At 64.6% G+C, this 22308-nt stretch carries 28 protein-coding genes, 1 tRNA gene and 1 pseudogene; 20 read left to right on the forward strand and 10 right to left on the reverse strand.

Annotated elements, in window-relative coordinates; genetic code table 11:
• Nucleotides 1-24: 24 nt before the first annotated feature.
• Entirely contained in the window at nucleotides 25-1137 is a 1113-nt protein-coding gene (gene prfB, locus E3O48_RS13445; RefSeq protein WP_134539486.1) for a peptide chain release factor 2, read from the reverse strand.
• Nucleotides 1138-1210: 73 nt separating this feature from the next.
• Between prfB and E3O48_RS13450 the strand changes: the two genes are divergently transcribed.
• Genes E3O48_RS13450 through E3O48_RS13460 form a run of 3 tightly spaced genes read left to right on the forward strand, consistent with a single transcriptional unit; the run spans nucleotide 1211 to nucleotide 3634 of the window.
• Nucleotides 1211-2491, forward strand: coding sequence for an MFS transporter (locus E3O48_RS13450; RefSeq protein ID WP_134539488.1), 1281 nt, complete (start codon nucleotides 1211-1213; stop codon nucleotides 2489-2491).
• A 40-nt stretch (nucleotides 2492-2531) separates the two neighbouring features.
• Nucleotides 2532-2975: a nitroreductase family deazaflavin-dependent oxidoreductase gene (locus tag E3O48_RS13455; protein WP_134539490.1), complete on the forward strand. Its 444-nt coding sequence runs from the start codon at nucleotides 2532-2534 to the stop codon at nucleotides 2973-2975.
• Nucleotides 2975-3634, forward strand: a complete 660-nt coding sequence (locus tag E3O48_RS13460) for a pentapeptide repeat-containing protein (RefSeq protein WP_134539492.1) — start codon at nucleotides 2975-2977, stop codon at nucleotides 3632-3634. The genes E3O48_RS13455 and E3O48_RS13460 overlap by 1 nt, the downstream gene beginning before the upstream one ends.
• A 26-nt stretch (nucleotides 3635-3660) precedes the next feature.
• Here the strand turns inward: E3O48_RS13460 and E3O48_RS13465 are convergent, their stop codons facing one another.
• From E3O48_RS13465 to E3O48_RS13480, 4 genes are all read right to left on the reverse strand, one after another.
• Nucleotides 3661-4545, reverse strand: a complete 885-nt coding sequence (locus tag E3O48_RS13465) for a DMT family transporter (RefSeq protein WP_134509694.1) — start codon at nucleotides 4543-4545, stop codon at nucleotides 3661-3663.
• Nucleotides 4546-4631: 86 nt separating this feature from the next.
• Nucleotides 4632-5138, reverse strand: a complete 507-nt coding sequence (locus E3O48_RS13470) for a pilus assembly protein TadG-related protein (RefSeq protein ID WP_134539494.1) — start codon at nucleotides 5136-5138, stop codon at nucleotides 4632-4634.
• Nucleotides 5138-5653: a hypothetical protein gene (locus tag E3O48_RS13475; protein WP_198413069.1), complete on the reverse strand. Its 516-nt coding sequence runs from the start codon at nucleotides 5651-5653 to the stop codon at nucleotides 5138-5140. Before E3O48_RS13475 ends, E3O48_RS13470 begins: the two co-directional genes overlap by 1 nt.
• A complete protein-coding gene (locus tag E3O48_RS13480) occupies nucleotides 5628-6032 on the reverse strand; it encodes a TadE/TadG family type IV pilus assembly protein (protein ID WP_174774801.1) in 405 nt (134 codons plus the stop codon). Before E3O48_RS13480 ends, E3O48_RS13475 begins: the two co-directional genes overlap by 26 nt.
• Nucleotides 6033-6156: 124 nt before the next feature.
• Between E3O48_RS13480 and E3O48_RS13490 the strand changes: the two genes are divergently transcribed.
• From E3O48_RS13490 to E3O48_RS13560, 13 genes and pseudogenes are all read left to right on the forward strand, one after another.
• Complete coding sequence (locus E3O48_RS13490; RefSeq protein WP_166788707.1) at nucleotides 6157-7533, forward strand: recombinase family protein; 1377 nt, start codon at nucleotides 6157-6159, stop codon at nucleotides 7531-7533.
• Nucleotides 7534-7688: 155 nt separating this feature from the next.
• Nucleotides 7689-8144 carry a hypothetical protein gene (locus E3O48_RS13495; RefSeq protein WP_134539499.1) on the forward strand — a complete coding sequence of 152 codons (456 nt, stop codon included), beginning with the start codon at nucleotides 7689-7691 and terminating at the stop codon, nucleotides 8142-8144.
• A 317-nt stretch (nucleotides 8145-8461) separates the two neighbouring features.
• On the forward strand, nucleotides 8462-8746 hold the full coding sequence (locus E3O48_RS17835) for a hypothetical protein (RefSeq protein WP_198413070.1): 285 nt from the start codon (nucleotides 8462-8464) through the stop codon (nucleotides 8744-8746).
• A gap of 109 nt (nucleotides 8747-8855) precedes the next feature.
• Nucleotides 8856-9128: a hypothetical protein gene (locus E3O48_RS13505; RefSeq protein WP_198413071.1), complete on the forward strand. Its 273-nt coding sequence runs from the start codon at nucleotides 8856-8858 to the stop codon at nucleotides 9126-9128.
• A complete protein-coding gene (locus tag E3O48_RS13510; RefSeq protein ID WP_134539501.1) occupies nucleotides 9125-9523 on the forward strand; it encodes a hypothetical protein in 399 nt (132 codons plus the stop codon). The genes E3O48_RS13505 and E3O48_RS13510 overlap by 4 nt, the downstream gene beginning before the upstream one ends.
• A complete protein-coding gene (locus E3O48_RS13515; protein WP_134539503.1) occupies nucleotides 9520-10827 on the forward strand; it encodes a DUF3631 domain-containing protein in 1308 nt (435 codons plus the stop codon). Before E3O48_RS13510 ends, E3O48_RS13515 begins: the two co-directional genes overlap by 4 nt.
• The gene (locus E3O48_RS13520; protein WP_134539505.1) at nucleotides 10824-11066 is read left to right on the forward strand and encodes a WhiB family transcriptional regulator; all 243 of its coding nucleotides are present in this window, start codon (nucleotides 10824-10826) and stop codon (nucleotides 11064-11066) included. The genes E3O48_RS13515 and E3O48_RS13520 overlap by 4 nt, the downstream gene beginning before the upstream one ends.
• Nucleotides 11063-11461, forward strand: coding sequence for a helix-turn-helix domain-containing protein (locus tag E3O48_RS13525; protein WP_134539507.1), 399 nt, complete (start codon nucleotides 11063-11065; stop codon nucleotides 11459-11461). The genes E3O48_RS13520 and E3O48_RS13525 overlap by 4 nt, the downstream gene beginning before the upstream one ends.
• Before the next feature lie 8 nt (nucleotides 11462-11469).
• Complete coding sequence (locus E3O48_RS13530) at nucleotides 11470-12072, forward strand: hypothetical protein (protein ID WP_134539509.1); 603 nt, start codon at nucleotides 11470-11472, stop codon at nucleotides 12070-12072.
• 229 nt (nucleotides 12073-12301) lie between these two features.
• A complete protein-coding gene (locus tag E3O48_RS13535) occupies nucleotides 12302-12559 on the forward strand; it encodes a P27 family phage terminase small subunit (RefSeq protein WP_134539511.1) in 258 nt (85 codons plus the stop codon).
• A 274-nt stretch (nucleotides 12560-12833) separates the two neighbouring features.
• The gene (locus tag E3O48_RS13545) at nucleotides 12834-13127 is read left to right on the forward strand and encodes a hypothetical protein (RefSeq protein WP_134539515.1); all 294 of its coding nucleotides are present in this window, start codon (nucleotides 12834-12836) and stop codon (nucleotides 13125-13127) included.
• A 176-nt stretch (nucleotides 13128-13303) separates the two neighbouring features.
• Nucleotides 13304-15879: pseudogene (locus E3O48_RS13555) on the forward strand (phage tail tape measure protein).
• Between the two features lie 230 nt (nucleotides 15880-16109).
• Entirely contained in the window at nucleotides 16110-16607 is a 498-nt protein-coding gene (locus E3O48_RS13560) for a tail fiber domain-containing protein (RefSeq protein WP_166788708.1), read from the forward strand.
• A 68-nt stretch (nucleotides 16608-16675) separates the two neighbouring features.
• On the opposite strand, the gene E3O48_RS13565 is transcribed toward E3O48_RS13560, so the two are convergent.
• Nucleotides 16676-16921 (reverse strand): hypothetical protein, encoded by a 246-nt coding sequence (locus E3O48_RS13565; RefSeq protein ID WP_134539523.1) that lies wholly within the window; start codon nucleotides 16919-16921, stop codon nucleotides 16676-16678.
• A gap of 242 nt (nucleotides 16922-17163) precedes the next feature.
• Here E3O48_RS13565 and E3O48_RS13570 point away from each other — a divergent pair, with 242 nt between their 5' ends.
• The 4 genes from E3O48_RS13570 to E3O48_RS13585 all read left to right on the forward strand — a co-directional run bounded on the left by E3O48_RS13570 (nucleotide 17164) and on the right by E3O48_RS13585 (nucleotide 18817).
• Complete coding sequence (locus E3O48_RS13570; RefSeq protein ID WP_166788709.1) at nucleotides 17164-17403, forward strand: helix-turn-helix domain-containing protein; 240 nt, start codon at nucleotides 17164-17166, stop codon at nucleotides 17401-17403.
• Between the two features lie 586 nt (nucleotides 17404-17989).
• Nucleotides 17990-18181, forward strand: coding sequence for a hypothetical protein (locus E3O48_RS13575; RefSeq protein WP_134539527.1), 192 nt, complete (start codon nucleotides 17990-17992; stop codon nucleotides 18179-18181).
• A gap of 146 nt (nucleotides 18182-18327) precedes the next feature.
• A tRNA-Arg gene (locus E3O48_RS13580) sits at nucleotides 18328-18404 on the forward strand.
• Between the two features lie 59 nt (nucleotides 18405-18463).
• Nucleotides 18464-18817, forward strand: coding sequence for a hypothetical protein (locus E3O48_RS13585; protein WP_134539529.1), 354 nt, complete (start codon nucleotides 18464-18466; stop codon nucleotides 18815-18817).
• 124 nt (nucleotides 18818-18941) lie between these two features.
• Here the strand turns inward: E3O48_RS13585 and E3O48_RS18375 are convergent, their stop codons facing one another.
• The 4 genes from E3O48_RS18375 to E3O48_RS13605 all read right to left on the reverse strand — a co-directional run bounded on the left by E3O48_RS18375 (nucleotide 18942) and on the right by E3O48_RS13605 (nucleotide 22259).
• The gene (locus tag E3O48_RS18375) at nucleotides 18942-19055 is read right to left on the reverse strand and encodes a zf-TFIIB domain-containing protein (protein WP_134539531.1); all 114 of its coding nucleotides are present in this window, start codon (nucleotides 19053-19055) and stop codon (nucleotides 18942-18944) included.
• A 176-nt stretch (nucleotides 19056-19231) separates the two neighbouring features.
• A complete protein-coding gene (locus tag E3O48_RS13595; protein WP_241982532.1) occupies nucleotides 19232-20179 on the reverse strand; it encodes a type II secretion system F family protein in 948 nt (315 codons plus the stop codon).
• Entirely contained in the window at nucleotides 20167-21030 is an 864-nt protein-coding gene (locus tag E3O48_RS13600) for a type II secretion system F family protein (RefSeq protein WP_134539533.1), read from the reverse strand. The genes E3O48_RS13595 and E3O48_RS13600 overlap by 13 nt, the downstream gene beginning before the upstream one ends.
• On the reverse strand, nucleotides 21027-22259 hold the full coding sequence (locus E3O48_RS13605; protein ID WP_134539535.1) for a CpaF family protein: 1233 nt from the start codon (nucleotides 22257-22259) through the stop codon (nucleotides 21027-21029). The genes E3O48_RS13600 and E3O48_RS13605 overlap by 4 nt, the downstream gene beginning before the upstream one ends.
• Nucleotides 22260-22308 lie beyond the last annotated feature (49 nt).

Here is a 22308-nt window from a genome sequence, read left to right on the forward strand (position 1 = left end):
CCGCGGACTCGGTCCGAAAGCGGTTCAGTCCTTCGGCGCCTGTTTGCGCCAGCGGATGCCCGCGGCGATGAACGGGTCGAGGTCGCCGTCGAACACCTGGCTCGGGTTGTTGGTCTCGTAGTTGGTGCGGAGGTCCTTGACCATCTGGTACGGCGCGAGCACGTAGCTGCGCATCTGGTCGCCCCAGCTCGCGGTGATGACGCCGGCCAGTTCCTTCTTGGTCGCGGCCTCCTGCTCGCGCTGCAGGAGCAGCAGCCGGGACTGCAGCACGCGCAGGGCGGCGGCGCGGTTCTGGATCTGGCTCTTCTCGTTCTGGCAGCTCACCACGGTGCCGGTCGGCAGGTGGGTGATCCGCACGGCGGAGTCGGTCGTGTTCACCGATTGCCCGCCGGGGCCGCTGGAACGGAACACGTCGACCCGGATGTCAGTGTCGGGGATCTCAATCGATTCGGTCTGCTCGATCAGGGGCACGACCTCGACCGCGGCGAACGAGGTCTGGCGCTTGCCTGCCGAGTTGAACGGGCTCATCCGCACGAGCCGGTGCGTGCCGGCCTCCACGCTCAGGGTGCCGAAGGCATAGGGGGAATCGACCTGGAAGGTCGCGGACTTGATGCCGGCCTCCTCGGCGTAGCCGACGTCGAGCACCTGCACGGGGTAGTTGTGCTGCTCGGCCCAGCGCAGGTACATCCGCAGCAGCATCTCGGCGAAGTCGGCCGCGTCGACGCCGCCGGCGCCGGAGCGGATGGTGACCACCGCGGGTCGCTCGTCGAATTCGCCGTTGAGCAGCGTGTGCACCTCGAGGTCGCCGAGCACCTTCTTCAGGCTCGCCAGCTCGGCAGTCGCCTCCTCGGCGGACTCCTCGTCGCCCTGGCCCTCATTGGCCATCTCCACCAGGACTTCGAGGTCGTCGAGGCGCCGTTCGATGCTCTCAATGCGGGCGAGCTCGGACTGGCGGTGGCTGAGCGCGCTGGTGACCTTCTGGGCGTGCTCGGAGTCGTCCCACAGGTCGGGGGCTCCGGCCTGGTCGTTCAGGTCGGCGATGTCGGTGCGCAGTTGATCGATGTCGATCACCGCCCGGATGTCGCCAAAGGTGGCCCGCAGTGCGGCGATCTGCTCCGAAAAGTCCAGCTCAATCATGTCGGACCCCAGCCTACCGGGCGGTTCCGTGCGGACCGTGGCCGGGCAGCGCCTGAAGTAGCATCGAGTAGCCATGAGTAACGCCGAACGCTCCTTCAGCCTGCGCTCCGTTGCCCTCGCCGCATTCCTGCCGACGCTGCTCTTCTCGATCGGTGAGGGGGCGATCATCCCGCTCATCCCCATCGTCGCCAACAACCTCGGGGCATCCCTCGCCGTGGCCGGTCTCATCGCGGCCATGATCATGGTCGGCGAACTGATCGGCGACATCCCCAGCGGCTGGGTGGTCTCCCGGATCGGCGAGCGCAACGCGATGATCTGGGCCGCGATGCTCTCGATCATCGCCGTGCTGATCTGCATCGCCGCACCGAACCCGTTCGTGTTGGGGCTGGGCATCTTCCTCGTCGGGCTCGCGACGGCCGTGTTCGCCCTGGCCCGCCACGCCTTCATGACCACGTATGTCCCGCTCGCCTACCGGGCTCGGGCCCTGTCCACCCTCGGCGGCATCTTCCGGGCCGGCTGGTTCATCGGCCCGTTCATCGCCACCGCACTGATCCGGTTGACGGGCAGCACCCAATCGGTGTTCTGGGTCTTCGTGGTCTGCTGCCTCGGCGCGGCGGCCATGCTGCTGCTGCTGCGCGATCCGTCGCGCACCTTCGGCACGCCCGAGCCGGTCGTCGCCGCGGACGGCACGACGCGCAGCGCGGGTGAGGAACTGGCCGCCGAGGAATCCGAGGGCCTCTTCCGCACGATCTGGAGCTATCGGGCCGTGCTCGGCAAGCTCGGCACCGGGGCGGGCCTGATCGGCGCCATGCGCGCCACCCGCACGGTCCTCCTCCCCCTCTGGGCGGTGAGCATCGGCATCAACGAACCCGACATCGCGCTGATCATCGGCATCGCCGGCGGCATCGACTTCGCCCTTTTCTACGCCAGCGGCCAGATCATGGACCGGTTCGGACGGCTGTGGACGGCGCTGCCGTCGATGGTCGGGCTCGGGGCCGGGCATCTCGTGCTCGCGTTCACCCACGACCTGCCGAGCAACGTGGAGTGGTTCATCGCGGTGGCGATGTTCCTCTCCCTGGCCAACGGGATCGGCAGCGGCCTCCTGATGACCCTCGGTGCGGACCTCGCACCGGAGAACAACCCGGCGCCCTTCCTCGGCGCCTGGCGGTTCACCGCCGACCTCGGCGGCGCGGCCGCTCCCCTGGCGGTGTCCGGCCTGACCGCACTCGTCTCTTTGTCACTGGCCAGCGGTGTGATGGGCGTCTTCGGCCTGTTCGGGGCGGTGCTGCTCGGGCGCTACATCCCGCGCTACGCGCCCCGCCGTCCACGCCCAGGGCCACCCCCCGGGTCGTAGAGCAGGAATGCCGGCCGCGCCGATGGCGTTGAATGGTGACATGCCACTGCACGGAGAATACGAACCGAGCCCACAAAAATGGGTGCGCGACCAGGTCGAGCTGTACGAGAGCTCCGGCGGAACCCAGGGCACCACGATGCGCGGGATGCCCGTGGTCGTGCTGACCACGGTCGGCGCGAAGTCGGGCAAGCTGCGCAAGGTCGCGCTGATGCGGGTCGAGCACGAGGGCCGGTATGCCGCGATCGCGTCCCTCGGCGGCAGCCCGAAGAACCCGGTCTGGCACGCGAACGTGGTCGCGCATCCGCTGGTGGAGCTGCAGGACGGCGCGCGCAAATGGGACATGGTCGCCCGCGAGGTCACCGGCGCCGAACGGGACGAGTGGTGGATCCGGGCGGTTGCCGCGTACCCCGACTACGCGGATTACCAGGTCAAGACCGATCGGGTGATCCCGGTCTTCGTGCTCGAACCGGTGTCCGCGTCCTGATGAGGGCCCGCTCGGCGACCCGCGGTCCGCTCCTCGACCCGATCCGGCTCACCGGGCTGGCTGCCGCCGACGGTTCCGAGCTCAGGGCCGGCGGCAGCTACGACGCGCAGTCCTTCGACGGCTGCGACCTCTCCGGCCGTGACCTCACCGGGATCGGCTTCCTCGAGTGCGAGTTCCGCGGGGTGTCCCTCGACGACGCGACGCTGCGCGGGGCATCCGTGGCCGAGTGTGTGGCCGTCGAACTGCACGCTGCCGTGCTGAAGGCGCCGCGGTCGAGTTGGCGCGACGTGCGGATCGAACGATCCAGGGTCGGCTCAACAGAGCTCTACGAGTCAGACCTGCGCAGCGTGCAGATCGACGGTTCCAAGCTCGATTTCGTGAACCTGCGGAATTCGAAGTTGACCGATGTGCTGTTCTCCAATTGCATCATCGAGGAACTCGACCTCGGCAGCGTCGTCGCTCAGCGGGTCGAACTGCGCGGCTGCCGGATCGGCACGCTCGACCTGTCCAGTGCCACCCTCAAGCACGTCGACCTGCGCGGGGCCGAGTTCAGCGTCATCCGCGGCCTCGACGGCCTGCGCGGAGCGACCATCGACGAATCGCAGTTGAGCCTGCTCGCTCCCCTGCTGGCCGGTCACCTCGGCATCGTCGTCGAGTAGCCCGGCCGGGCCCCGCCACGCAGGTGTCAGGAGATGACGCCCGCAGTGATCTCCAGGTCGGATTTCGGGCGTTCCCGCTGGGTGGCGATCGCCGCCCCGGCCGCCACACACACCACGAGGATCGCGATCTGCTGCTGCAGCAGGAACGTCTCCCCCAGCACCAGGGCGCCGAACAGCGCGGCGATGACCGGGCCGAAGCTGGTGATGATCGCGTAGAGCCGAGGGGTGATCCGGCGCAGGATGAACGTGTCGAGCGTGTACGGGAAGGCCGATGAGAGCGCTCCGACCGCGAGCAGCAGCCCGAGGACACCCCAGTTCAGGCTGGAGTAGTCGACCGTGACCAGGGCGAACGGCACGAGCAGAGCCAGGCTGACGACGCTCGCCACCGAGATGCCTTCCAGGCCGGGGAAGGTCACCGCCACCCGCCGGGTGAGCAGGATGTATGCCGCCCAGGCCGCCGCGGCGGCGAGGGCGAAGAGGATGCCGGGGAGGTTGAGCTCCCCGGTCGACCAGGTCAGGAGGAAGACCCCGGCGGCGGCCGCGCTCGCGCAGACGAAGTCGATCGGCCGACGCGACGACGCCAGGGCCAGGGCGAAGGGGCCGAGGAACTCGATCGTGGCCGCGACGCCGAGCCCGAGCAGGTCGACGGCCTCGTAGAAGGTCAGGTTCATGATCGCGAGCACCAGCCCGAGGGCCAGGGCAGGCCACAGCCTGCGCCAGGTCAGGGTCGACAGTTTCGGACGGTAGAACGGCAGAACAGTGCAGGCCATCACGAGCTGCCGGGCCGCCACCACCACGGGTGAGCCGACGAGCGGAATGGCGAGCCCGGCGAGGGACGACCCGAAGTTGATGCTGACCTCGGTCGCGAGCTGGGCGCCCGCGCCGGTCAGACGGTCGCGCTGGGCGGTCACGGCTCTCCTCGTCCGCACCCGGTCGGGCGCGCCTTCCGAGAGTACCGGGTCGCCGGCGCCGATCGGGAAACCCGGGCCTGCGTCGGCTACCGGAACACCGACCGCGCCACGGCCGAGACCTCCAGCGGCACGCCCTCCGGCAGGAAGAAGACCAGCACCGGCGGGCGCCAGACCGCGCCCAGCGTGACGCTCGCGCTCTGCCCGTCGGCCGAGCCGGCCCCGGTCAGTTCCACCCCGTCGACGCCGCCGTGGGGCGCCGTCGCCAGGTAATCCTCGGCCGCCGCCCGCACCTCGTCGGATCGGAGCACGGGTCTGGGGACCGGCCCGGACGGGTCAGCGGTGATTCCGACCGCGTCGAGCGAGAAGGACTCGGCGCCGGCGAGCGCGGCACCGTCGGCCAGGGTGAGCAGCCGTTTGTGGTCCAGGTAGAGCGAACTCGCGGCCACGACGACGAGGATCAGCACGAGTGCGAGGAAGGCATAGAAGATCGTCAGAATCAGAGTCGAGCCTTCCTCATCCGGGCCGAGGCTACCCCAGATGCGGCAGACCGCGGCGCACCTCCGGCCCGAACGACCGGGCGCTCCCCGGTTCATCAGCCGGCCCTGCGGAACCGGGACACCGTCTGGGTGGCGACGGCTTCCATCGGGATGCTCGCCGCGCTTCGCAGGGACAGCAGATCGGGGACCAGTGGCAACGCCACGCGAATCCGCACCGTGACGGAAACCGTGCTCCGCCGGGCCAGACAGCCCCCGGCCCCGCAGTCGATACTCACCGCGGCGCTGTCTCCGGCGATGCCGTAGTCGTCGAGCCCGACCTGCACCGCCCGGAGGGCCCCGGCGCGAGCGGCGGTCTCGTCCGGCGCCTGAACGTAGACGCGGGCGGCCTGCCGCGCCGCGCCCTCGACCGCGAACGCCCCGCTCTGTAGCGCCGACATGGCCAGCACGAGGTAGACGAGCGGAACGAGGAGGATCGCCCCGGCGGTGATGAACTCGAGCGCGGCCGACCCTTCTTCCCCGGCGAGGAGCCGGCCGACGGACCGGCGAACGCCCGCGGTCGGCTTCGTCTCCGCCCGGCCGCAGCTCCTACTCGAGGCCTTCCACGGCGGCATGCCCCACCACCTCCAGACCGCGATCGAGTCCGAGGAGACCGAGCAGCGGCAGCGGGGCGATGACCCGCACCTGCACACTCGGGTAGCCGTCGTATTCGGTGTAGCCGGCGACGACATCCGTGGCGTAGCCGGGACCCAGTGCCACGGTGACCAGTTCCCGAGTGCGCGCGACGCCCTCGGCCAGGCTGCTGTCGGCCAGGGCGGCGAACCGTGCCCCTTCGGCCGCCGCGTCGAGAGCGGTATTGCGCACGTGCAGGGCGAGCGCGAGTTGCATGACGGTGACGGTCAACACCGTGAGGAGCGCGCCCACCAGGACGAATTCGGCCGCCGCCGATCCTCGGTCACCGGCCAGGGCGGATGCGCGTCGCGGGAGAAACATCGTCCGGGGGTCAGAAACCGCTCACGCGGTCGATCGCCTGCTGGAACACCCCGCTCAGGGCCGGGCCGGCCAAACCCCAGATGATGATGATTAGACCCGCCAAAACATGTATAGAGTGTTCAACATGAACACGATCATCTACGTGAGGCAGTCCCTCGACAGGGACGGGGTAGGCGCAGCCGTAGAGCGCCAACTCACCGAATGCCGTGCACTAGCCGTCCAAACAGGTCTCGAAATCGCGCACGAATACGTCGACAACGACGTGTCTGCATCAAAGGGAACGCGCCCCGGATTCCAGGAACTTCTCGCAGCGATCAAGGCGGGCAGCGTTTCGACCATCATCGTCTGGCACACCGACCGGCTCTATCGTCGCGTTCGGGATCTCGTGGAACTCGTGGAACTGGCAGAGAAGCACGCACTACGAATCCTCACCGTCAAGGCTGGGGATCTGGACCTCAACAATGCCGCCGGGCGAATGATGGCGCAAATTCTCGGCGCTGCCGCTCGCTACGAGGTTGAGCAGAAGGGTGCGCGCCAGGTCGCCGCAAATGTGCAGCGCGCGAACGCGGGCGTATGGCAGTTCTCGAATCGGCCGTATGGCTACGAGCGCGTGGGGGGCAAGGTTCAGATTGTAGAGCCCGAAGCCGTCGTGTTGCGTGACGCCTACGCCCGGTATCTCGCCGGGGAATCGTATTACTCGATCGTGGACGACCTGAACACCCGCGGGACAATGACCGCAACGGGGAAGCCTTGGAGCATCACGACGTTACGAGCCCGGCTCCGAAATCCTGCCTACGCCGGCATCCGTGAGTACAAGGGCGAAGCCGTGGCGCAGGGCGACTGGGAGCCGATCATCACACGCAAGACGTGGGACGAATACACGCGGCTCCGAACGCACCGAAAGACACCCCATGACTGGAGCAACAAGACCAAGTATCTGCTGTCGGGCTTAGCCCTTTGCGGGGTGTGCGGCGGGCGCATGCTGGCGCGTCCAGACTACCCGCGTAACGGCGTAGACCGCCCGCCACGCATCGCCTACGCATGTACGGCAAAGTGGTGCACCCAACGCGACCAGGAGCGCTTAGACGGGCTCGTAGAGGGGATTGTCGTTGCCCGGTTCTCGCAGCCTGACGTTCTCGATCTCGTTCGCGTGGACCAGGACGTAGCGCCGCAAGAGGCGGAAGCTCTCGACCTGCGCCGCCGATGGGACGACCTCGCCGAGCTAGTAGCAGACGGCACCATGCGACCTGCCGCAGTTCGGGAGCAGTCGGCAATCATTCAGGACAAGCTGGCCCGGCTGCAGGTCGTGATCGACAATGCCCGCGGTGGCTCGACGATGACCGATCTTGCTCTTGCGAGCGACACCGCGGCCAAGTGGGAGAGTTTTGGCCTACCCCAGAAGCGGCAGGTGATCTCGTCTCTCTTTACCGTCACCGTTTCCAAACAGAAGAACACGCGAGTGTTCGACCCCAATGACATAGCTATCGAATGGCTGTCCTAGCCACCGAGTAGTTATGAAAGTGCCCCCGGACTGTTTGCGCAGTCCAGGGGCTAGATCCCACCTCAACAACGAAAGGCAAGACCATCTCAAATTCTAACGTCTCATCAAACCTCGTCACCAGACTCCGCGACGTTGCAGAGTCCGAGCTTGTCGAATTGGAACGACAGTTCGCCGCCGACTCAATCCGCACGGTCCGGCTCCGAAACGACATCTCCCGATACACGATCGGGTCGCCCTCATGGGTAATCGAGTCCGAAGCGGGCATGTGGTCCACCGTCATCCTCGGAAAGAGCCACCCAGCGCGAACCGCCGAGCCTGGCGACCACTACGAGTACCGAACCGAAGAAGGCGACATGGTGAAGCAGACGTATGTCGGTCTCTTCGATATGGTCGCCGCGATTGCCGACCCCGCCGACGGCGCGCGAATCACTCTCATGGCTGCACACACGCCCACCATGGCCGCCGACTCGGCGGCCATCACCCCGAAGGTTCAGGCGTGGCTGGACGCAAACCCAATCCTTGCTCACGCGCCGGCTGCCGACATCGTGAGACTCGGATTCTCAGGGGACGAAATCCAGACCATCCTCGACATATACGAGAACGCCGCCTGACCAAAGCTCGAAAATGCCCGGCCTGCGAGAGCTTGCCGGGCATTTTTGCGTCCAGAAGTGGAGCAGTCTCAAGAAAGATTAAACGTCTACTTTAGGCAGCATTGTGCACAGAAATTTACTGGCCGCTGACCAGCCTTTTTGCCTGATTTCACGGGACAGGCCACAGATTGCTTTACAACTTATCCACAGTCGAATATGTGTTCTGAACAACTTGTCCACAGAGTTATCCACACGGCGACGTGTGTATGAACACTTCGCTGAAGTAGCTTTACGGATAAGGGGCACAACGCCCCGCAAGAGAACGCTCCGGGCCATGAGTGGCAACTCAAACCCGGAGCAAGCCGGACACCAACCTTCACGAAGGGCTCGACCAATTGAATAGTACATACCGTCGACCTGCCTGCGCAACGGCAGCCGAAGCCATTGCCGAATGGGGCACCATCCGCGAAGCCGCCACCAGGCGTGCTGTCAGCACAAAAACCATTCGCCGCTACATCGCACGAGGGCTCGTGCAAGCTGAACGGTTCGGCCCTCGACTCATCCGCGTGAACCTTGCCAGCCTTGACGCCGTTGGGCACTCGCTCGCCAGCGATGCCCTGTGAGCGCCACTCAGGACTACATCAGTCGCATCGTCGCGTGCGCACCTCCGCTCACTCCCGAACAGCGCGACAAGCTCGCAGCGCTTCTGCGCCCCGCTGGCGGTGGTGCGCTTTGAAGGCCGCGCCCCTCACCCCAGCCCCCTGGATTCACGAACAGGCGGGACAGACTGAATCAGTTGAAGCGCTCATCCGTCGTGCCGCAACCATCGTCACCGACAACGCGCTGCGGCTTTCGCCGTCGAAGGTGTCACGCCTCGTGCGCGCACACGTGCGGCGATCAGGCAGCGTGCAGGTCGCCGCCCGGATGCTCGAGGCCTACGTCCTCAGCTACTCGGACGTAACCGGCGAGACTGCGGTGCGCAACGTCATGGCAGAAAAGCGATGAGCGCGGCACGAGAAAGCCGCCTCACGGTGAATGAGGCGGCCAGGGAACCCACCCGCAACGCAACCACTTCCAGCCTAAAGCCGAACTCATCGAACCCCACAGAACCCGCAGGCAAGATCGGCGCACGCGTAGAAACGCATCTCGACGCCACGCTCTGGAAGCTGAAGGCCGGCGAGATTGGCTTACACGACTTGACGCCGGCACTCATGGGCTTCTACTCGATCGGTCACAGCGACGGCATCGCATCCGTCGCCCCGCAGCTCGAGCAGGCGTTAGCAGACAGGGACCGCTACTACCGAGCCGCCTTTGACCCGCGCTCGCCCATCAAAATCGGGCCGAGTCACGCCGAGCTACAAGCGACCCGCCGCGCGACCTACGAAAGGGGTGCCGAATGACAGTATCCAGCGCGATTCACGACGGTTCGACGGTTCACGACGGTTCAAGCGGTTCCATTCTGGGGGTCACCCTCGCCGGAGTGAGGTCGTGGTTCGCTCGGTTCATCTGCGTTCCCGACGACATCGATCTGGACCTGCTCGCACTCTGGGCGGCCCATACCCACGTTGCGCTCGAGACGTACTCCACCCCTCGACTAGTGCTCGACTCAACCATGCCGGGAAGTGGCAAGACGACCGTGCTTGAGCACATGCAGCGCCTCTGCCACGCGCCGATTCAGGCCGCGTCCATATCGTCACCTGCTCTGCTCGCTCGCATGCTCTCTAAGGGCATTCGAACGATTCTGATTGACGAAGTAGACCGGTCCCTGGATCCCAAGAAACCGGGCGTAGAAGACCTAATCGCCATTCTCAACAGTGGATACAAGCGGGGCGCTACTAGACCCGTGCTAGTGCCAGGCAAGGGCGGCGACTGGGACGTGGACGAGATGTCTACCTACTCGCCCGTAGCAATGGCCGGCAACTCCCCGCACCTGCCCGACGACACCCGCTCACGCTCCATCCGTGTGCTGCTCATGCCCGACCTGTACGGCGTAGTTGAGTCCTCCGATTGGGAAGAGATAGAAGCGGACGCGCAGGACCACGCGGAAGCGCTCACCAACGCAATGGACGACGCGCGGGAGTTCATCCGGACTGTTCGCCCCCCGCTGCCTGCCGGCTGTGTAGGCCGCATGAAGGAGAAGTGGAACCCGCTTATGCGCGTTGCTGCTGCAGCTGGCGGTGATTGGCCCGAGGTTGTCGACCGACTCATAAAACGAGACATGCAGGAGGTGGAAATGGAACGAGAAGAGGGACTAATGAAGCTGCCCCCACAAATGGTTTTGCTCATCGACTTGCACGCAGTTTGGCCTGATTCTGAGCCGTTCGTGAACTCAAACGAGCTGGTGCGCCGCCTGATCGAGCGCAACCCCGACTACTGGGACGTAGTGAGCGCATACGGGCGAGCGCTGACCGTTCAGCGACTGGGACGGACTCTCGTTCAGATCAAGATCAGGTCAACAAAGAACGCACTGGATCACCGCGGATACGCACGAGCAGACTTTTTAAAGTCGTGGCGACAGTCTGGGATCACACCCCCAAACGAACCGTCTAGACCGTCTGAGACCGTCGAGCCGTCTATGGCTGCAGCACCTGTAACAAGTGTTACACCTGCCAAGGCCTGCCGAGTCTGCGCCGCTCCCCTGCTCCACCCGGCCTCTCGCGCATCGGGCATCTGCGCCAAACGTGACAGCGCACACGCCGCATGACCAAGGCAACGGACGCATTCGCCCGACTGCAATTCGCCATGTTCACGACCGCCCCCGCCTGCCAGGACGACGACCGGTTCGTTTCCGACGACGTACCCGCGGCAACACTCGCGCCCCTCTGCCGCACCTGTCCAGTGTTCGATCTCTGCGCCGACTATGCGGGACTCGAAAGGCCCAAAGGCGGCATCTGGGCAGGGAATCGCTATCGGATAAACAACTCGAACGGGGAGGCGGCATGAGCGAGTACATCCGCCCGCCCGGCTATGTGTCTGGGGTGATCATCCCACCGCGCATCGCGTACATCCTCGAGACGAATATCCGCCTGACCACATTCCGCAGCCAAAGCCGCGGCAACGATCAGGAACTCGACGCTGCCCTCAACGCAATCCGATGGGCGGCAATGCAATGGGCAGCTTCCGTCAACGGCAGCCAGCACGGGGAGGCCACGGAAGCACCGACACGATTGAGGAACTGGTACACACCAGCTCAAATCGCCACAAAGACAGGAATCACCGAACATGCGGTACGGCTCGCAATTCGAGAAGGCCGGCTCCCCGCCGAGAAGGTCGATCGCATGTGGACGGTCAGCCCTGCTGACTACTCCAACTTCATAACCGCACGACGAAATCTATAGGAGACAGCATGACAAACGCCACCGACACCAACAGCAACCTGCGGACACTCGCAGAGCAGCACATGGCCAGCATCCGAAACAACCGCGACCTTTCGAATGAAGCCAAACTGCGACAGCTTGCGCGCGCCTACCTCGACCTCAAAGACGGACTCAACGGACTCGAGACCGGCCTTGACAAGACCGCCGCCGACCGTCGCGCAGTTCTTGAGCGGAGACTGTTTGGAATCCCCAACACTGCCGATGCGAACAGCATGATCTCATACCGCGACGCGCTCGATCGTGCATCGCAGATCCAGACCAGGGACGAGACAACCGCACTGGCAATGCTCAACAAGGCCCGCACTGCTGGCGATGACCTGCTCGTGCGCGCCGTACTCGCGACCGCCTTCGAGCGCGAATGGGTTGATGTGATCAATGAGTTCGCGGCAAAGAACCCAGCGCTCGATAAGGACGTGACCGAGCTGTGGACGATCCAGCAGAAAGGGGAAGACGTATTCGCTCAGTTCGCATTCATCGCGGTCAAGCCCAAGGAGCTCTCCTCATACAGTGACTCCGCGTTGAGGGTCATGGCTGCAGGCGAGACCCCCTCGTCGAAGATCGCCGTGTTCTGATGCCGCTTCACGCCTTCAAGGGGGTAGGGGCCACTACTGACTTCCATCCAAGGGCGGGCGGTCTCCGGGGCGGCGACCTTTTCTTTCGGCAGGTCAGAATGATGACCCCTTCGCTCCCTTACATCCCAGATTGCGAGCGGAAGCGGTGTCGAGCATAACGGTTCCCAGGGGCTTGAACACTGCGGGTCGCAAGCTCTGGGATTCCTCAACTGAAGAGTTTGAGTGGGCCATGCACGAGTTGGCGATGCTCGAGGAAGCGTGCCGGACTCGAGACCGCATCGTGCAGCTCGACCGTCAGGTTTCAGAAGATGGGCTCATGCTCACCAGTAGTCAGGGTTCGCGCGTACATCCCGGCATTGCGGAGGCAAGGCAGCAACGTCTGACCTTGGCTCGCCTGCTGGCAACGCTGGGCATCCCGGCACTGGGCGAGGACAACCTGCCTGCTGCCCGCGGCGTGCGCGGCGTCTACGGGCGCGGCGGTCGCTGATGGTTCGCAGGCGGCCCCGTGAGTCCCAATTCCATATGCCGGATTGGGTGGCGTCGTTCGCCCCCGATCCGGCCTCTACGGAGTCGATCACCGAGCAGGTACAGGCGTGGCGGATCAGGGTGCGCGAATTTTGCGACACCCAAGCGTTGCAGCGCAATGACGTGAGGTCGTGGCTGTGGATCGTTCGGGGCACGCACACGGTCAAGCGGTCGCTTTGGCAATCTCCGGGTGCGCACACGCATCCCGGCCCCATCAACCAGACGAAGGAATCAGAATGACGCACAAGACGTTTGACCTGGATTTCAACAGCATCACCGGAGACAAAGACACCGATCAGGCGCGTGGATTGCGATTGGTTCTCGCCGTCCTCGAAGATGACCTACTCCACCTGACCGCCGTTGCGGAGGATGTCTACACGGACCCTCGCGGTTTCGAGTTGGCCCTGTGGGAGCTGGTCGTGGGCCTGGCCGGCACGCTCGGCAATGACTGGGCCTCACGCACGGACCGCGAGACGGTCATTGCGGGCATCCAGCAGACCCTCACTGACAATGCTGCGGAGGGTGTCTAACCATGGCTGACAGGATCGTGAAGGTGGCGCTTGTCGCCCAGGTCACTAACTACCTCTCCGGTATGGAGCAGGCGCGCAAGGCGACACAGGGTGTTGGCACCGAGGCTGAGAAGGCTAGGGCGAAGCTCGAGGCGCAGTCTCAGGCGATGACATCCATTGGCACGGGCATGGTCGGCATGGGCGCTCTGGCATTGGTGGGCGTCGGTCTGGCTGTCAAGAAGTTCAGCGACTTTGACGCTGCGATCAGCAACGTGAAGGCTGCCACGCAGGAGACGACGGGCAACATGGCGTTGCTCCGAGATGCAGCACTCAAGGCTGGTGCGTCCACTGTCTACTCTGCTACCGAGGCTGCGGGGGCGATCGAGGAACTCGGCAAGGCGGGCCTGTCCACGAAGGACATTCTGAGCGGCGGTCTGGATGCTGCACTGTCGCTGGCTGCTGCTGGGGTCTCGACGTTGCTGATGCTGCGGGTATCGCTGCTACGGCGCTGAAGACGTTCAACCTCAAGGGTTCGGACATGAACCATGTTGCCGACCTGATGGCTGCTGGTGCGGGCAAGGCGATGGGCGACGTTACCGACCTGTCCGGGGCACTCTCTCAGGCTGGTCTTGTCGCTAACTCCACCGGCCTCTCTATCGAGGAAACAACGGGCACCCTCTCAGCGTTCGCAGCCAAGGGCCTGCTCGGGTCTGACGCGGGTACAGCGTTCAAGTCGATGCTTCAGCGTCTCACTCCGCAGTCGGCTGAGGCTGCCGCGAAGATGGACGAGCTGGGCATCTCCGCGTATGACGCGCAGGGGAACTTCATTGGTATGGAGAAGTTCGCCGGCAACCTGGCAACGTCGATGAAGGATCTCTCTGTTGAGCAGCGTAACGCGGCTATGTCTACGATCTTCGGGTCCGATGCGGTGCGCGCTTCGACGGTCCTGTTCGATGAGGGCGCGGCGGGCATCAAGAAGTACATCGACCAGACGAACGATTCGGGTTATGCGGCGAAGGTTGCGGCTGACCGGCTCGACAATCTCAGGGGCGACGTGGAGGCTTTGGGCGGTTCGTTCGACACGTACCTGATCCAGTCAGGCTCCGGGGCGAACGATGTACTTCGAACCCTGACGCAGGGCGCTACAGGCCTTGTGACGGCCGCTGGGGCGCTGCCTGAGCCCGTTCTGGGCGGTGCGCTGGCTCTCGGGGGCCTGGTCGCTGCTGTCGCGCTGGCGGGCGGCACGGCGCTGGTCGCCATCCCGAAGATTGCGGCCTTCAAGGCGTCGCTGACTGACCTTGGCATTTCGGGTGGCTCTGCTGCTCGAGGGGTTGGCCTGCTGTCTGGCGGCTTGGCGATCGCAGGCATAGCCCTGGCCGTATTCGCTGACAACCAGGCGAAGGCAACAGAGCGCGCGAAGTCCTATGAGGACAGTTTGGACTCGCTGACGGGCAAGACCACGGACTACTCCCGCGAGATTGCCAAGGCGAATCTGGTGAAGAAGGGCAACTTTCTGGGCATCGAATCGGACTCGGCGTATGACGCGGCAAAGAAGATTGGTCTGGGCCTTGATGTCCTCACCGACGCGGCGCTAGGCAGCGCGCCGGCCCTCGCTGAAGTCCAGAAGCACATGCAAGCATTCACCGATTTGGTCAACAGTGGCAATGACGTGAAAGCCGCGGAGAAGCTTGGTCTGACATCTCAGGAGTACGCGGCAGCGGTGAAGGTTCTGCGGGACTCGATTGGTGCCGAAACGTCCGGGGTCATTGCGGGCCAGAAGGCATGGGCGCAGAAGGCCGAGGCAACAGACGGCGCTGCTGGATCGTTGGACGCCATCGTGTTCTCATACGGCAACTCGGAGGACGCGGCTGCTGCACTTGACGACCAGATCAGGTCGCTGACTGACTCGATGAACAAGCAGAACGGTGTGAACCAGGACGCTGCGGGCGCGAATGCTGATTATCAGCAGTCCATCTTTGACCTGTCGGAGTATGTGCGACAGGCGAAGGGGGGCGCGGACGGGTTCAGCACGAGCCTCGACGCTAACACTGTTGAGGGAAGCAAGAACGTTGACATGCTCGCCGGTCACGCGAAGGCGGCGCAGGACTCGGCGAAGGCAACCCTTGACGCTGACGGCAACATGAACACATACCGGGCCACGCTTCAGGCTGGGTGGCAGACGGTTTATGACAGCGCTTTGGCCCTCACTGGCAATGCTGACGCGGCCAAGGCTATCGCCGACAATCTCGCAGCCATTCCCGCGGAGACGGCGTTCAAGGTCATTGCGGATACGTCAGAGGCGGCTCGGCGGCTCGAGCACTTGCGGGATCTGATCCGGACTATTCCCGGTTCGATCGCGCTCGGCCCAGGTGTGCAGCTCCCGAACCCACTGGACGTGTATAACCGGGCAACTGGTGGCATTCTTCCGGGTGCGCCGTCGTCTAAGGACAACATGTTTATTCATGCGGCCTCGGGTGAGTTTGTCACGCGCGCATCTCAAACAGCGATCCCGGCGAACCGTGCCGCGCTCGAGTACATGAACCGTGGCGGAACCATTCGCGGGTATGCCTCAGGCGGGCTTGTGGGGTATGCGGCACCCATCCAGTACGCGGCACCGAATGGCGGTTGCAACCACGTGTCCAACGCCAATTCCACGCAACAGTCGGCTCCGAACATCAACATCACCGCGCCGGCCATCGCCACGCCAGATTCACTCGTTTACGCAACCATCCTCGGTCGCGAACTCGGCCGCACTCTCAGCGGCAAAATCTAACCGATCACAAGGAGAACTCAATGGGAATGTATCCAACACCAGACGGTCCGGGACTCGATAGGCTGGCCCGCGAGCTCGGAGACATCCGCAGGCAGCTCAGGGACTTGCAAACGCCCTCCGGAACGAACATCGGCAACGTTGCCGCTCAGGTACAGACGCTCGTCGCCAGGGTGAACGCAACACTCCTGAATATCGACGCGGCCGTGCAAACATCGATCTCTGCCAACTCTATGACGACGGCGCAGATCAACGCGAAGGTAGCAAGTCCGGGCAACATCGCACCTGGCACGGTCACCGCATCCAGCGCAGTATCCGGCACCACGGGAACATTCCCCACCGGAGTGAGCTCAACGGGCGTCTACAGCAAGCTGCTGACCTACGGCGGGGCCTACAACGCGCAGTATGTCCACGTCGACGGGACCATGGGCTACGTGCCCAGTTCGAGGCGCTACAAGCAGGACATCATGCCGGCCACGCTCGACCCGCATCTGTTGAACGCCCTGCAGCTCGTCACCTTCCGTTACATTGCTGCGGTCGACAATCTGGGCGACGACGCGGTGACAGAGCTCGGCCTGATCGCCGAGGATGTCGACGCTCTCGGCCTGTCCTGGCTCGTCGACTACGACACCGACGGCAAGCCCAACGGCGTGAAGTACGAACGGCTCGCACTGCTCATGATCCCCTGGGCGCAGTCGATCGAGGCGCGGCTCAGCGCGCTCGAGAGGTAGACGCCCAAAGAATGCCCGTCCACAGTTTGTGGTCGGGCATTCTGACGTTCTACGCCTACGCCTACGCGTTAGCGGAAAGAGAGTGGTGTGTCGTCGGGTCCGGACGGGTCATACTCGTGGAAGCTGATTGCCACGCCGGGCGTGATGAGCATCCGGTGAAATCCGACGCCATCTCCCTTGGGGTAATGAACGTCGTGCCAGACCGGCTGACCACTTTCCAGGCACTTGAGTACCAACTCAGAAATCTCATCGACCTTCTCGATTGCAAGCGGACCGATGATCGGTTCACCGTTGTAATACATCGCCCAAGCCATGATTGCTCCCCCTAAGTTCTGCGGTCACAGGCCCGCAGCGTCATTCTAGGACCAAGGACCCCTTGCAGGCATCGTGCCTGAATGGCCGCCGTGTCACTCGGCATCCTACTCACCCCCCACACGGTAAGAATGGCCTTCATCGGATCGAGGCAGATGCGGCGGTTCGGCGTGTCCAAAAAGTCAAGGTGTCCATGCGGTCACTTTTCGCCCTGGCAGTTGGATCCGCAACCTATGGTGATCCCATGAGTGAACTTGACGACATCAATACGATTGAGCAGACCGCCGAATACCTGAAGATTGAGACGACCAAACTGCGCCGGCTCGTCAATCAAAAGAAGATCGCCTTCCTGAAACAAGGCCACGTACTCACGTTCCCCCGTGCCGCCGTCGAAGCCTACGTGGAGTCCAACACGACCGCCGCAATACCCCCGAACACGTGGGGGCTTACGGACGCGTCTGCGCGCCGGATTCGAGGACGCTAGGGCTCAGAACCCGGCGCGCAGATGGCGTGGCTTGTGTTCGATACGGATTGTCATGTCCCGCTGTCTCGAGGGCAACGGGGATGGTGATGCCCTTAAGGGCATCTGAGCTCTCCTGCGGCCTCGATCTCGTCAACGATGCTCTTCATCTCAACAATGTGGTCCCCCGCTGCTGTCGGGTCACTCAAGATAGCCGCGTTGAGAGTTACGAGGGCTCGAACGATTTTGTTGTTCACGTCCCACTGTAGATCCGCCTCCGCCACGAGGTCTCCGAGTTTCTGCGTAGTACTGGATATCTCAGTCGTTAGGACTCTCGTCTTGGCTGTCAGCGAGATGGCGTAAGCGATCCCGTCGTGCAGGGTGGCGATCGCTTCGAATGGCGAAGCGTCGGCGTACGCACTGGAAGCAGATTCGATTGGGGACCGCTGCGAGCGCCATAGCAGCGGGTGGAAAGATGACCGCGGCATCATCGAGGCACAGGAAGATGAAGCGGTAGACGCCGCATTCCCTGACGTCGAATTCCGGCCCGTGGACATTTGACCGTCACCGGCCATTGATACTGTCGAGCTACAAACGAATGGAGCACTACATGGCACTGACCAAGTACCTCATCAACAAGGACGTTCCCGTAAACGAAGCTTTCAAGCGCACCGTGAAGGCGGACTCATACAGGTTTGCTGATGGATATTTCCACTTCTACGCCAACAACGGCACCGACGACGTGAAGGTTTTCTCAATCGGCACCAGTCAGGTGCAAGTCATCGAGGTAATCGAGAACTAGAGCAGTGCAAGCAGAGCACCCCCGTTGTCCGAAGACAACGGGGGTTTCGTCGTTTTCCATACCCGCACGGCCCCGATCTCGCTGCCGATCCACCCGGAAGGGGGTATTGGCTCGAGCGGGCTGCGCAGTGGAGACTACTCACGCACGCCGATGTAGCTCAGTTGGATAGAGCAGACGGTTTCTAACCGTCAGGCCGGGGGTTCGAATCCTCCCATTGGCACCATGCTCAACCCCCCTCACTGGGAGTAGATCCACCCAAGCTGCGCTCGTTAGCGTTCGATTATGGCTGACAAGTACGAGATCGCAGAATGGCTCATGAACGAGATCCGCACGAATGGCCCGCGCCGCTCGTATCAGAGCCGTTTGGTCAAAGCGATGCGCGACAGTTTCGGCCCAGAGTGGTCTTACAAGAATCACAATGGCAACCAGGCGATCGACAAAAGCGTACTGCGGCATTTTGGGACGCTCAAAGATAAGTTCGTTATTTGGGATCGGTCCGACCAGTCATGGCGAGTCGTGAGCCCAGAAGATCTAGAGCGAATAGAAACGAGAAACGCCGAGCGCCAGCTCAGGAAGGAGGAGGGGGCGCGAATTCGCGCTGCCCACGCTGCTGCAAGGGCAACCCGCGCCAACTAGTCAGAACTTGACCAGCCGGCACTCCGGGCAGCACCACACCACGACAGCACCCCGCTCTGTCGCCTACATTTTGACTAGGCAGGCGCGCCGTTTTTGCGTTCACCGGGCATTCAGCACGGCGCGCCTAGAGCCTCACCAGGCCACACTCCGGGCATCGCCAGACGACCGCACCCCATCGCTCGATCGGCTCCATCCTGTGCAGGCAAGCTGGGCAATTCGGAGTCTCAAGGCCATCCATAACTATTACCCTCTTCGTGTTCGATTGGGCAGGCCTGCAGTCATCAGGGTGATCAGGACCCAGCCGGGGACGTCCCCGGTGTCGTCGCTCCACAGGGCCAGGAAACGCCGCCGCAATGTGGTCATCTTGCTCCTCTTTTCCGTTTTTCCGTGGGAATCACTTGGTGGGTTGGTGGGTCAGAAACCCGACTGAAGGATGAACAGGCCGGGGAAGACCGCGAACAGGATGGTCAGGGGAAGAATCAGAAAGACCAGGGGGACGAGCATGGCCACCTCCTTCTTGCCGGCAACCTCGAGCAGTTCCCGCTTGGCGCTGTCCCGGGAGTCCTGCGCCTGGGCGCGCAGAACCTCGGCCAGGGGCGTGCCACGGTCGAGCGCACCCGAGACCTGATCGACGAGACGGGTCACCGCCGGCAGGTGCAGGCGGCCGGCCAGCGCCCGCAGCGCGGAGTGCAGCGGCACGCCGATCCGCACATCGGCGACGACGCCGGCGAATTCCCGCGACAACTCCCCCGTGCTCGTGCGCGACACCCGGGCGAGCGAATCCAGGATTCCCTCGCCCGCCGACAGGGACAGCGTGAGGAACTCCAGGATCGTCGGCAGCTCGCTCTGCATCCGCGCCAACCGCGCCGTCGCCGCGCGGGTCAGGAGCCAGTCCCGAGCCAGGGCGCCGCAGAGCCCGGCCAGCACGGGCAGGACGACCGACACCACAATGGGCACCGCCCGGAACATCGGCAGCGTGATGGCAAGACCAGCGCCCAGACCGAACGCGACGAGAGCCCAGACCACCTGCTCTGACCGGAAGCGATCGACGCTGTGCTCTGTCCCGGATTGGCGCAGGCGCCGCTCGATGCCGTCCGCGCCGCCGAGCACGGCCCCGAGCAGCCGCTTGAGGGAGCCGAAGGCTGGGGCGAACAGGGTGCCGAGCACGGGGATCGGGTCGACCGACCTTCGGCCGACGAAGGCGCGAGCCTCGACGGACACGTCCAGGATGTAGGGGGCCAGCCTGTGCACGAGCCGCGGCCGGCTGAGACGCGGGATGGTGCTCACCATCGACCACAGTCCGATGCCCAGCGCGCAGCCGCAGAACAGGCCCCACGCCAGCGACGCACTCACCGGAACCACCGGCGTTCCTCGGGCAGCCGGCCCAGCGCCACCATCAACCGGTAGGCCACAACCGACATGCCGAGACCGCCGAGCACGACGGCCACACCGGTGCTGGTGTTGTACGCGACGGCCGCCTCCGGCCGCGACCCGAGGAGGAGCAGGATCACCCAGGGCGCCGCCACTCCCAACCGTGCGGCGTTCACCACCCACGACTGGCGGGCCTCGACCTCGGCCCGGACGGCCGCGTCCTGCCGGAGCCAGGCCGCAAGGCTGCGGAGCACGATCGTGAGGTCGCTGCCGCCGACCTCCCTGGCCATCCGCAGGGTTTCAAGGATGCGATCGGCGACCGGGTCGGCCAGGGACTCCTTGAGGCGGTCCACGGCATAGGTGAAATTGCCGGTGGACCGGTAGTCCCCGGCGAACGCCGCGAACGCGGCCCTCGTCGTCACCGGGCCGGCATCGGCGAGGCTGCTCACGCTGTCGGGGAGGGCGAGACCCGACCGCACCGCGGACACGAGATGGTCGACGACGTCGGGCCAGACTGTCCGGTTGGCCCGACGCGCCGCCCGCGCGCGCCAGGTGACAACCAGCACGGGCAATGCCATGCCGCCCAGCCCCGCGACGATCGACAACGCCCCGATGCCGAGGAGCGCCTCGGCCAGCGCGAAGCCGGCCACCCCGAGGACGAGGGAAATGGCCGCGAACGCGGGCAGCGGAAGCGCACCCAGGCCGGCCTGGGCCAGGTCTGCCCGGAAGGCCCCGCGCGGCCGGCCCCGCCCGGGATCGGCCGTCCCGCGCGTGGGCCAGAGGAACGGCGAGGCCAGCAGCAGCAGGCCGGCCCCGAGCAGGCTCCCGAGAACGACGCTCATGCCGCACCAGCTCGCAGCACAATGGCGGGGTCGAGCCCCGCAGCCAGGAACTTGGTGAGCTTGCCGGGATGGCCGCCGGTCGCCGTGAGCGTTCCGCCCTCGATGAGGAAGATGGGGCTCGCCTCGATCACGGGGCCGGCAAGCCGACCGCTGGGCGCCAGGATCTCGATGACCCGGCGACGGCCATGCCGGTCGATTTCGCAGTGGACCACGATGTCGATGCAGCCCGCGACGGTCGGCAGCACGAAGGCCGAGTCGATGTTGCGACCGGCCAGGAGCGGGAGCGTGGACAGCTTGGCCAGGGCGTCCCGCGCGCTGTTGGCGTGGATCGAGCACATCCCCGGCAGCCCACTGTTGAGCGCGATCAACAGGTCGAGGCTTTCCGCCTCGCGCACCTCGCCGACGATGAGACGGTCGGGCCGCATCCGCAGGGACTCCTTGATCAGCCGGCGCAGGGTGATCTCGCCGGTGCCCTCGAGGCTCGGCTGGCGGCACTGCATGGCCACGACGTCGCGGGCGGCAAGGTCGAGTTCGAAGGTCTCCTCCACCGTCACGATCCGCTCGTTGCGGCGGGTGGCCGTGAGGAGGGCGTTGAGCATCGTGGTCTTGCCGGTCTGGGTCGCGCCCGAGACGAGGATGTTCTGCCCCGACAGAACGCACATCCGCAGGAATTCCGATGCCTGCTGGGTCAGCGACCCCAGCCCGACCAGCTGGTTCAGGTCGCGGATGCGCCGGGTGAACTTGCGGATGTTCACCGCCCAGTGCTTGCGGGTGATGTCCGGGATGACCACGTGCAGCCTCGAGCCGTCCGGCAGGGACGCATCGACGAACGGGGAGGACAGGTCGACCCGGCGGCCGGATGCCTGCAGCATCCGTTCGACGAGGTCCCGGACCTCACGCTCGGAAAGCACCATGTCGGTCAGTTCCGGAACCCCGTCGCGGGCCACGAACACCCGGGACGGCGCGTTGATCCAGATCTCCTCGATGCCCGGGTCGTCGAGGAATGGTTGCAGCGCCCCGAACCCCGTCAGCGACGCCACCACCTCCCTGGCTGCCTGGCGTTCGTCGGGGATCAGCGGCAGGGAGGAGCCGAGCGCCCGCTCGCTGTAGCGCTGAAGCTCGTCGTGCACGTACTTCTCCGCCAGCAGCAGGTCGGTCGAGAGATCGACGCCGTCGCGGCGCACCCGGGACCGGACCTGCTCGGTGATGATGCGCACGGCCTCGCTCATCCCTGAATGATGCTCCACCGGTGCAGGACACCGGAGAACTTATCCACAC

This window comes from Cryobacterium sp. HLT2-28 (genome assembly GCF_004402495.1).
Classification (GTDB): Bacteria; Actinomycetota; Actinomycetes; order Actinomycetales; family Microbacteriaceae; genus Cryobacterium; species Cryobacterium mannosilyticum.

Bases quoted from the DNA above. Each gene is read 5' to 3' on its own strand.
- E3O48_RS13565 (WP_134539523.1), bottom strand. From the start codon at position 16,921: ATGGCTTGGGCGATGTATTACAACGGTGAACCGATCATCGGTCCGCTT.
- E3O48_RS13570 (WP_166788709.1), top strand. From the start codon at position 17,164: ATGAGTGAACTTGACGACATCAATACGATTGAGCAGACCGCCGAATAC.
- E3O48_RS13560 (WP_166788708.1), top strand. From the start codon at position 16,110: ATGACGACGGCGCAGATCAACGCGAAGGTAGCAAGTCCGGGCAACATC.
- E3O48_RS13515 (WP_134539503.1), top strand. From the start codon at position 9,520: ATGACAGTATCCAGCGCGATTCACGACGGTTCGACGGTTCACGACGGT.
- E3O48_RS13525 (WP_134539507.1), top strand. From the start codon at position 11,063: ATGAGCGAGTACATCCGCCCGCCCGGCTATGTGTCTGGGGTGATCATC.
- prfB (WP_134539486.1), bottom strand. From the start codon at position 1,137: ATGATTGAGCTGGACTTTTCGGAGCAGATCGCCGCACTGCGGGCCACC.
- E3O48_RS13605 (WP_134539535.1), bottom strand. From the start codon at position 22,259: ATGAGCGAGGCCGTGCGCATCATCACCGAGCAGGTCCGGTCCCGGGTG.
- E3O48_RS13535 (WP_134539511.1), top strand. From the start codon at position 12,302: ATGCACGAGTTGGCGATGCTCGAGGAAGCGTGCCGGACTCGAGACCGC.
- E3O48_RS13520 (WP_134539505.1), top strand. From the start codon at position 10,824: ATGACCAAGGCAACGGACGCATTCGCCCGACTGCAATTCGCCATGTTC.
- E3O48_RS18375 (WP_134539531.1), bottom strand. From the start codon at position 19,055: ATGGATGGCCTTGAGACTCCGAATTGCCCAGCTTGCCTGCACAGGATG.
- E3O48_RS13510 (WP_134539501.1), top strand. From the start codon at position 9,125: ATGAGCGCGGCACGAGAAAGCCGCCTCACGGTGAATGAGGCGGCCAGG.
- E3O48_RS13470 (WP_134539494.1), bottom strand. From the start codon at position 5,138: ATGAACCGGGGAGCGCCCGGTCGTTCGGGCCGGAGGTGCGCCGCGGTC.
- E3O48_RS13585 (WP_134539529.1), top strand. From the start codon at position 18,464: ATGGCTGACAAGTACGAGATCGCAGAATGGCTCATGAACGAGATCCGC.
- E3O48_RS13490 (WP_166788707.1), top strand. From the start codon at position 6,157: ATGAACACGATCATCTACGTGAGGCAGTCCCTCGACAGGGACGGGGTA.
- E3O48_RS13575 (WP_134539527.1), top strand. From the start codon at position 17,990: ATGGCACTGACCAAGTACCTCATCAACAAGGACGTTCCCGTAAACGAA.
- E3O48_RS13450 (WP_134539488.1), top strand. From the start codon at position 1,211: ATGAGTAACGCCGAACGCTCCTTCAGCCTGCGCTCCGTTGCCCTCGCC.
- E3O48_RS13475 (WP_198413069.1), bottom strand. From the start codon at position 5,653: ATGCCGCCGTGGAAGGCCTCGAGTAGGAGCTGCGGCCGGGCGGAGACG.
- E3O48_RS13600 (WP_134539533.1), bottom strand. From the start codon at position 21,030: ATGAGCGTCGTTCTCGGGAGCCTGCTCGGGGCCGGCCTGCTGCTGCTG.
- E3O48_RS13460 (WP_134539492.1), top strand. From the start codon at position 2,975: ATGAGGGCCCGCTCGGCGACCCGCGGTCCGCTCCTCGACCCGATCCGG.
- E3O48_RS13530 (WP_134539509.1), top strand. From the start codon at position 11,470: ATGACAAACGCCACCGACACCAACAGCAACCTGCGGACACTCGCAGAG.
- E3O48_RS13480 (WP_174774801.1), bottom strand. From the start codon at position 6,032: ATGTTTCTCCCGCGACGCGCATCCGCCCTGGCCGGTGACCGAGGATCG.
- E3O48_RS13545 (WP_134539515.1), top strand. From the start codon at position 12,834: ATGACGCACAAGACGTTTGACCTGGATTTCAACAGCATCACCGGAGAC.
- E3O48_RS13455 (WP_134539490.1), top strand. From the start codon at position 2,532: ATGCCACTGCACGGAGAATACGAACCGAGCCCACAAAAATGGGTGCGC.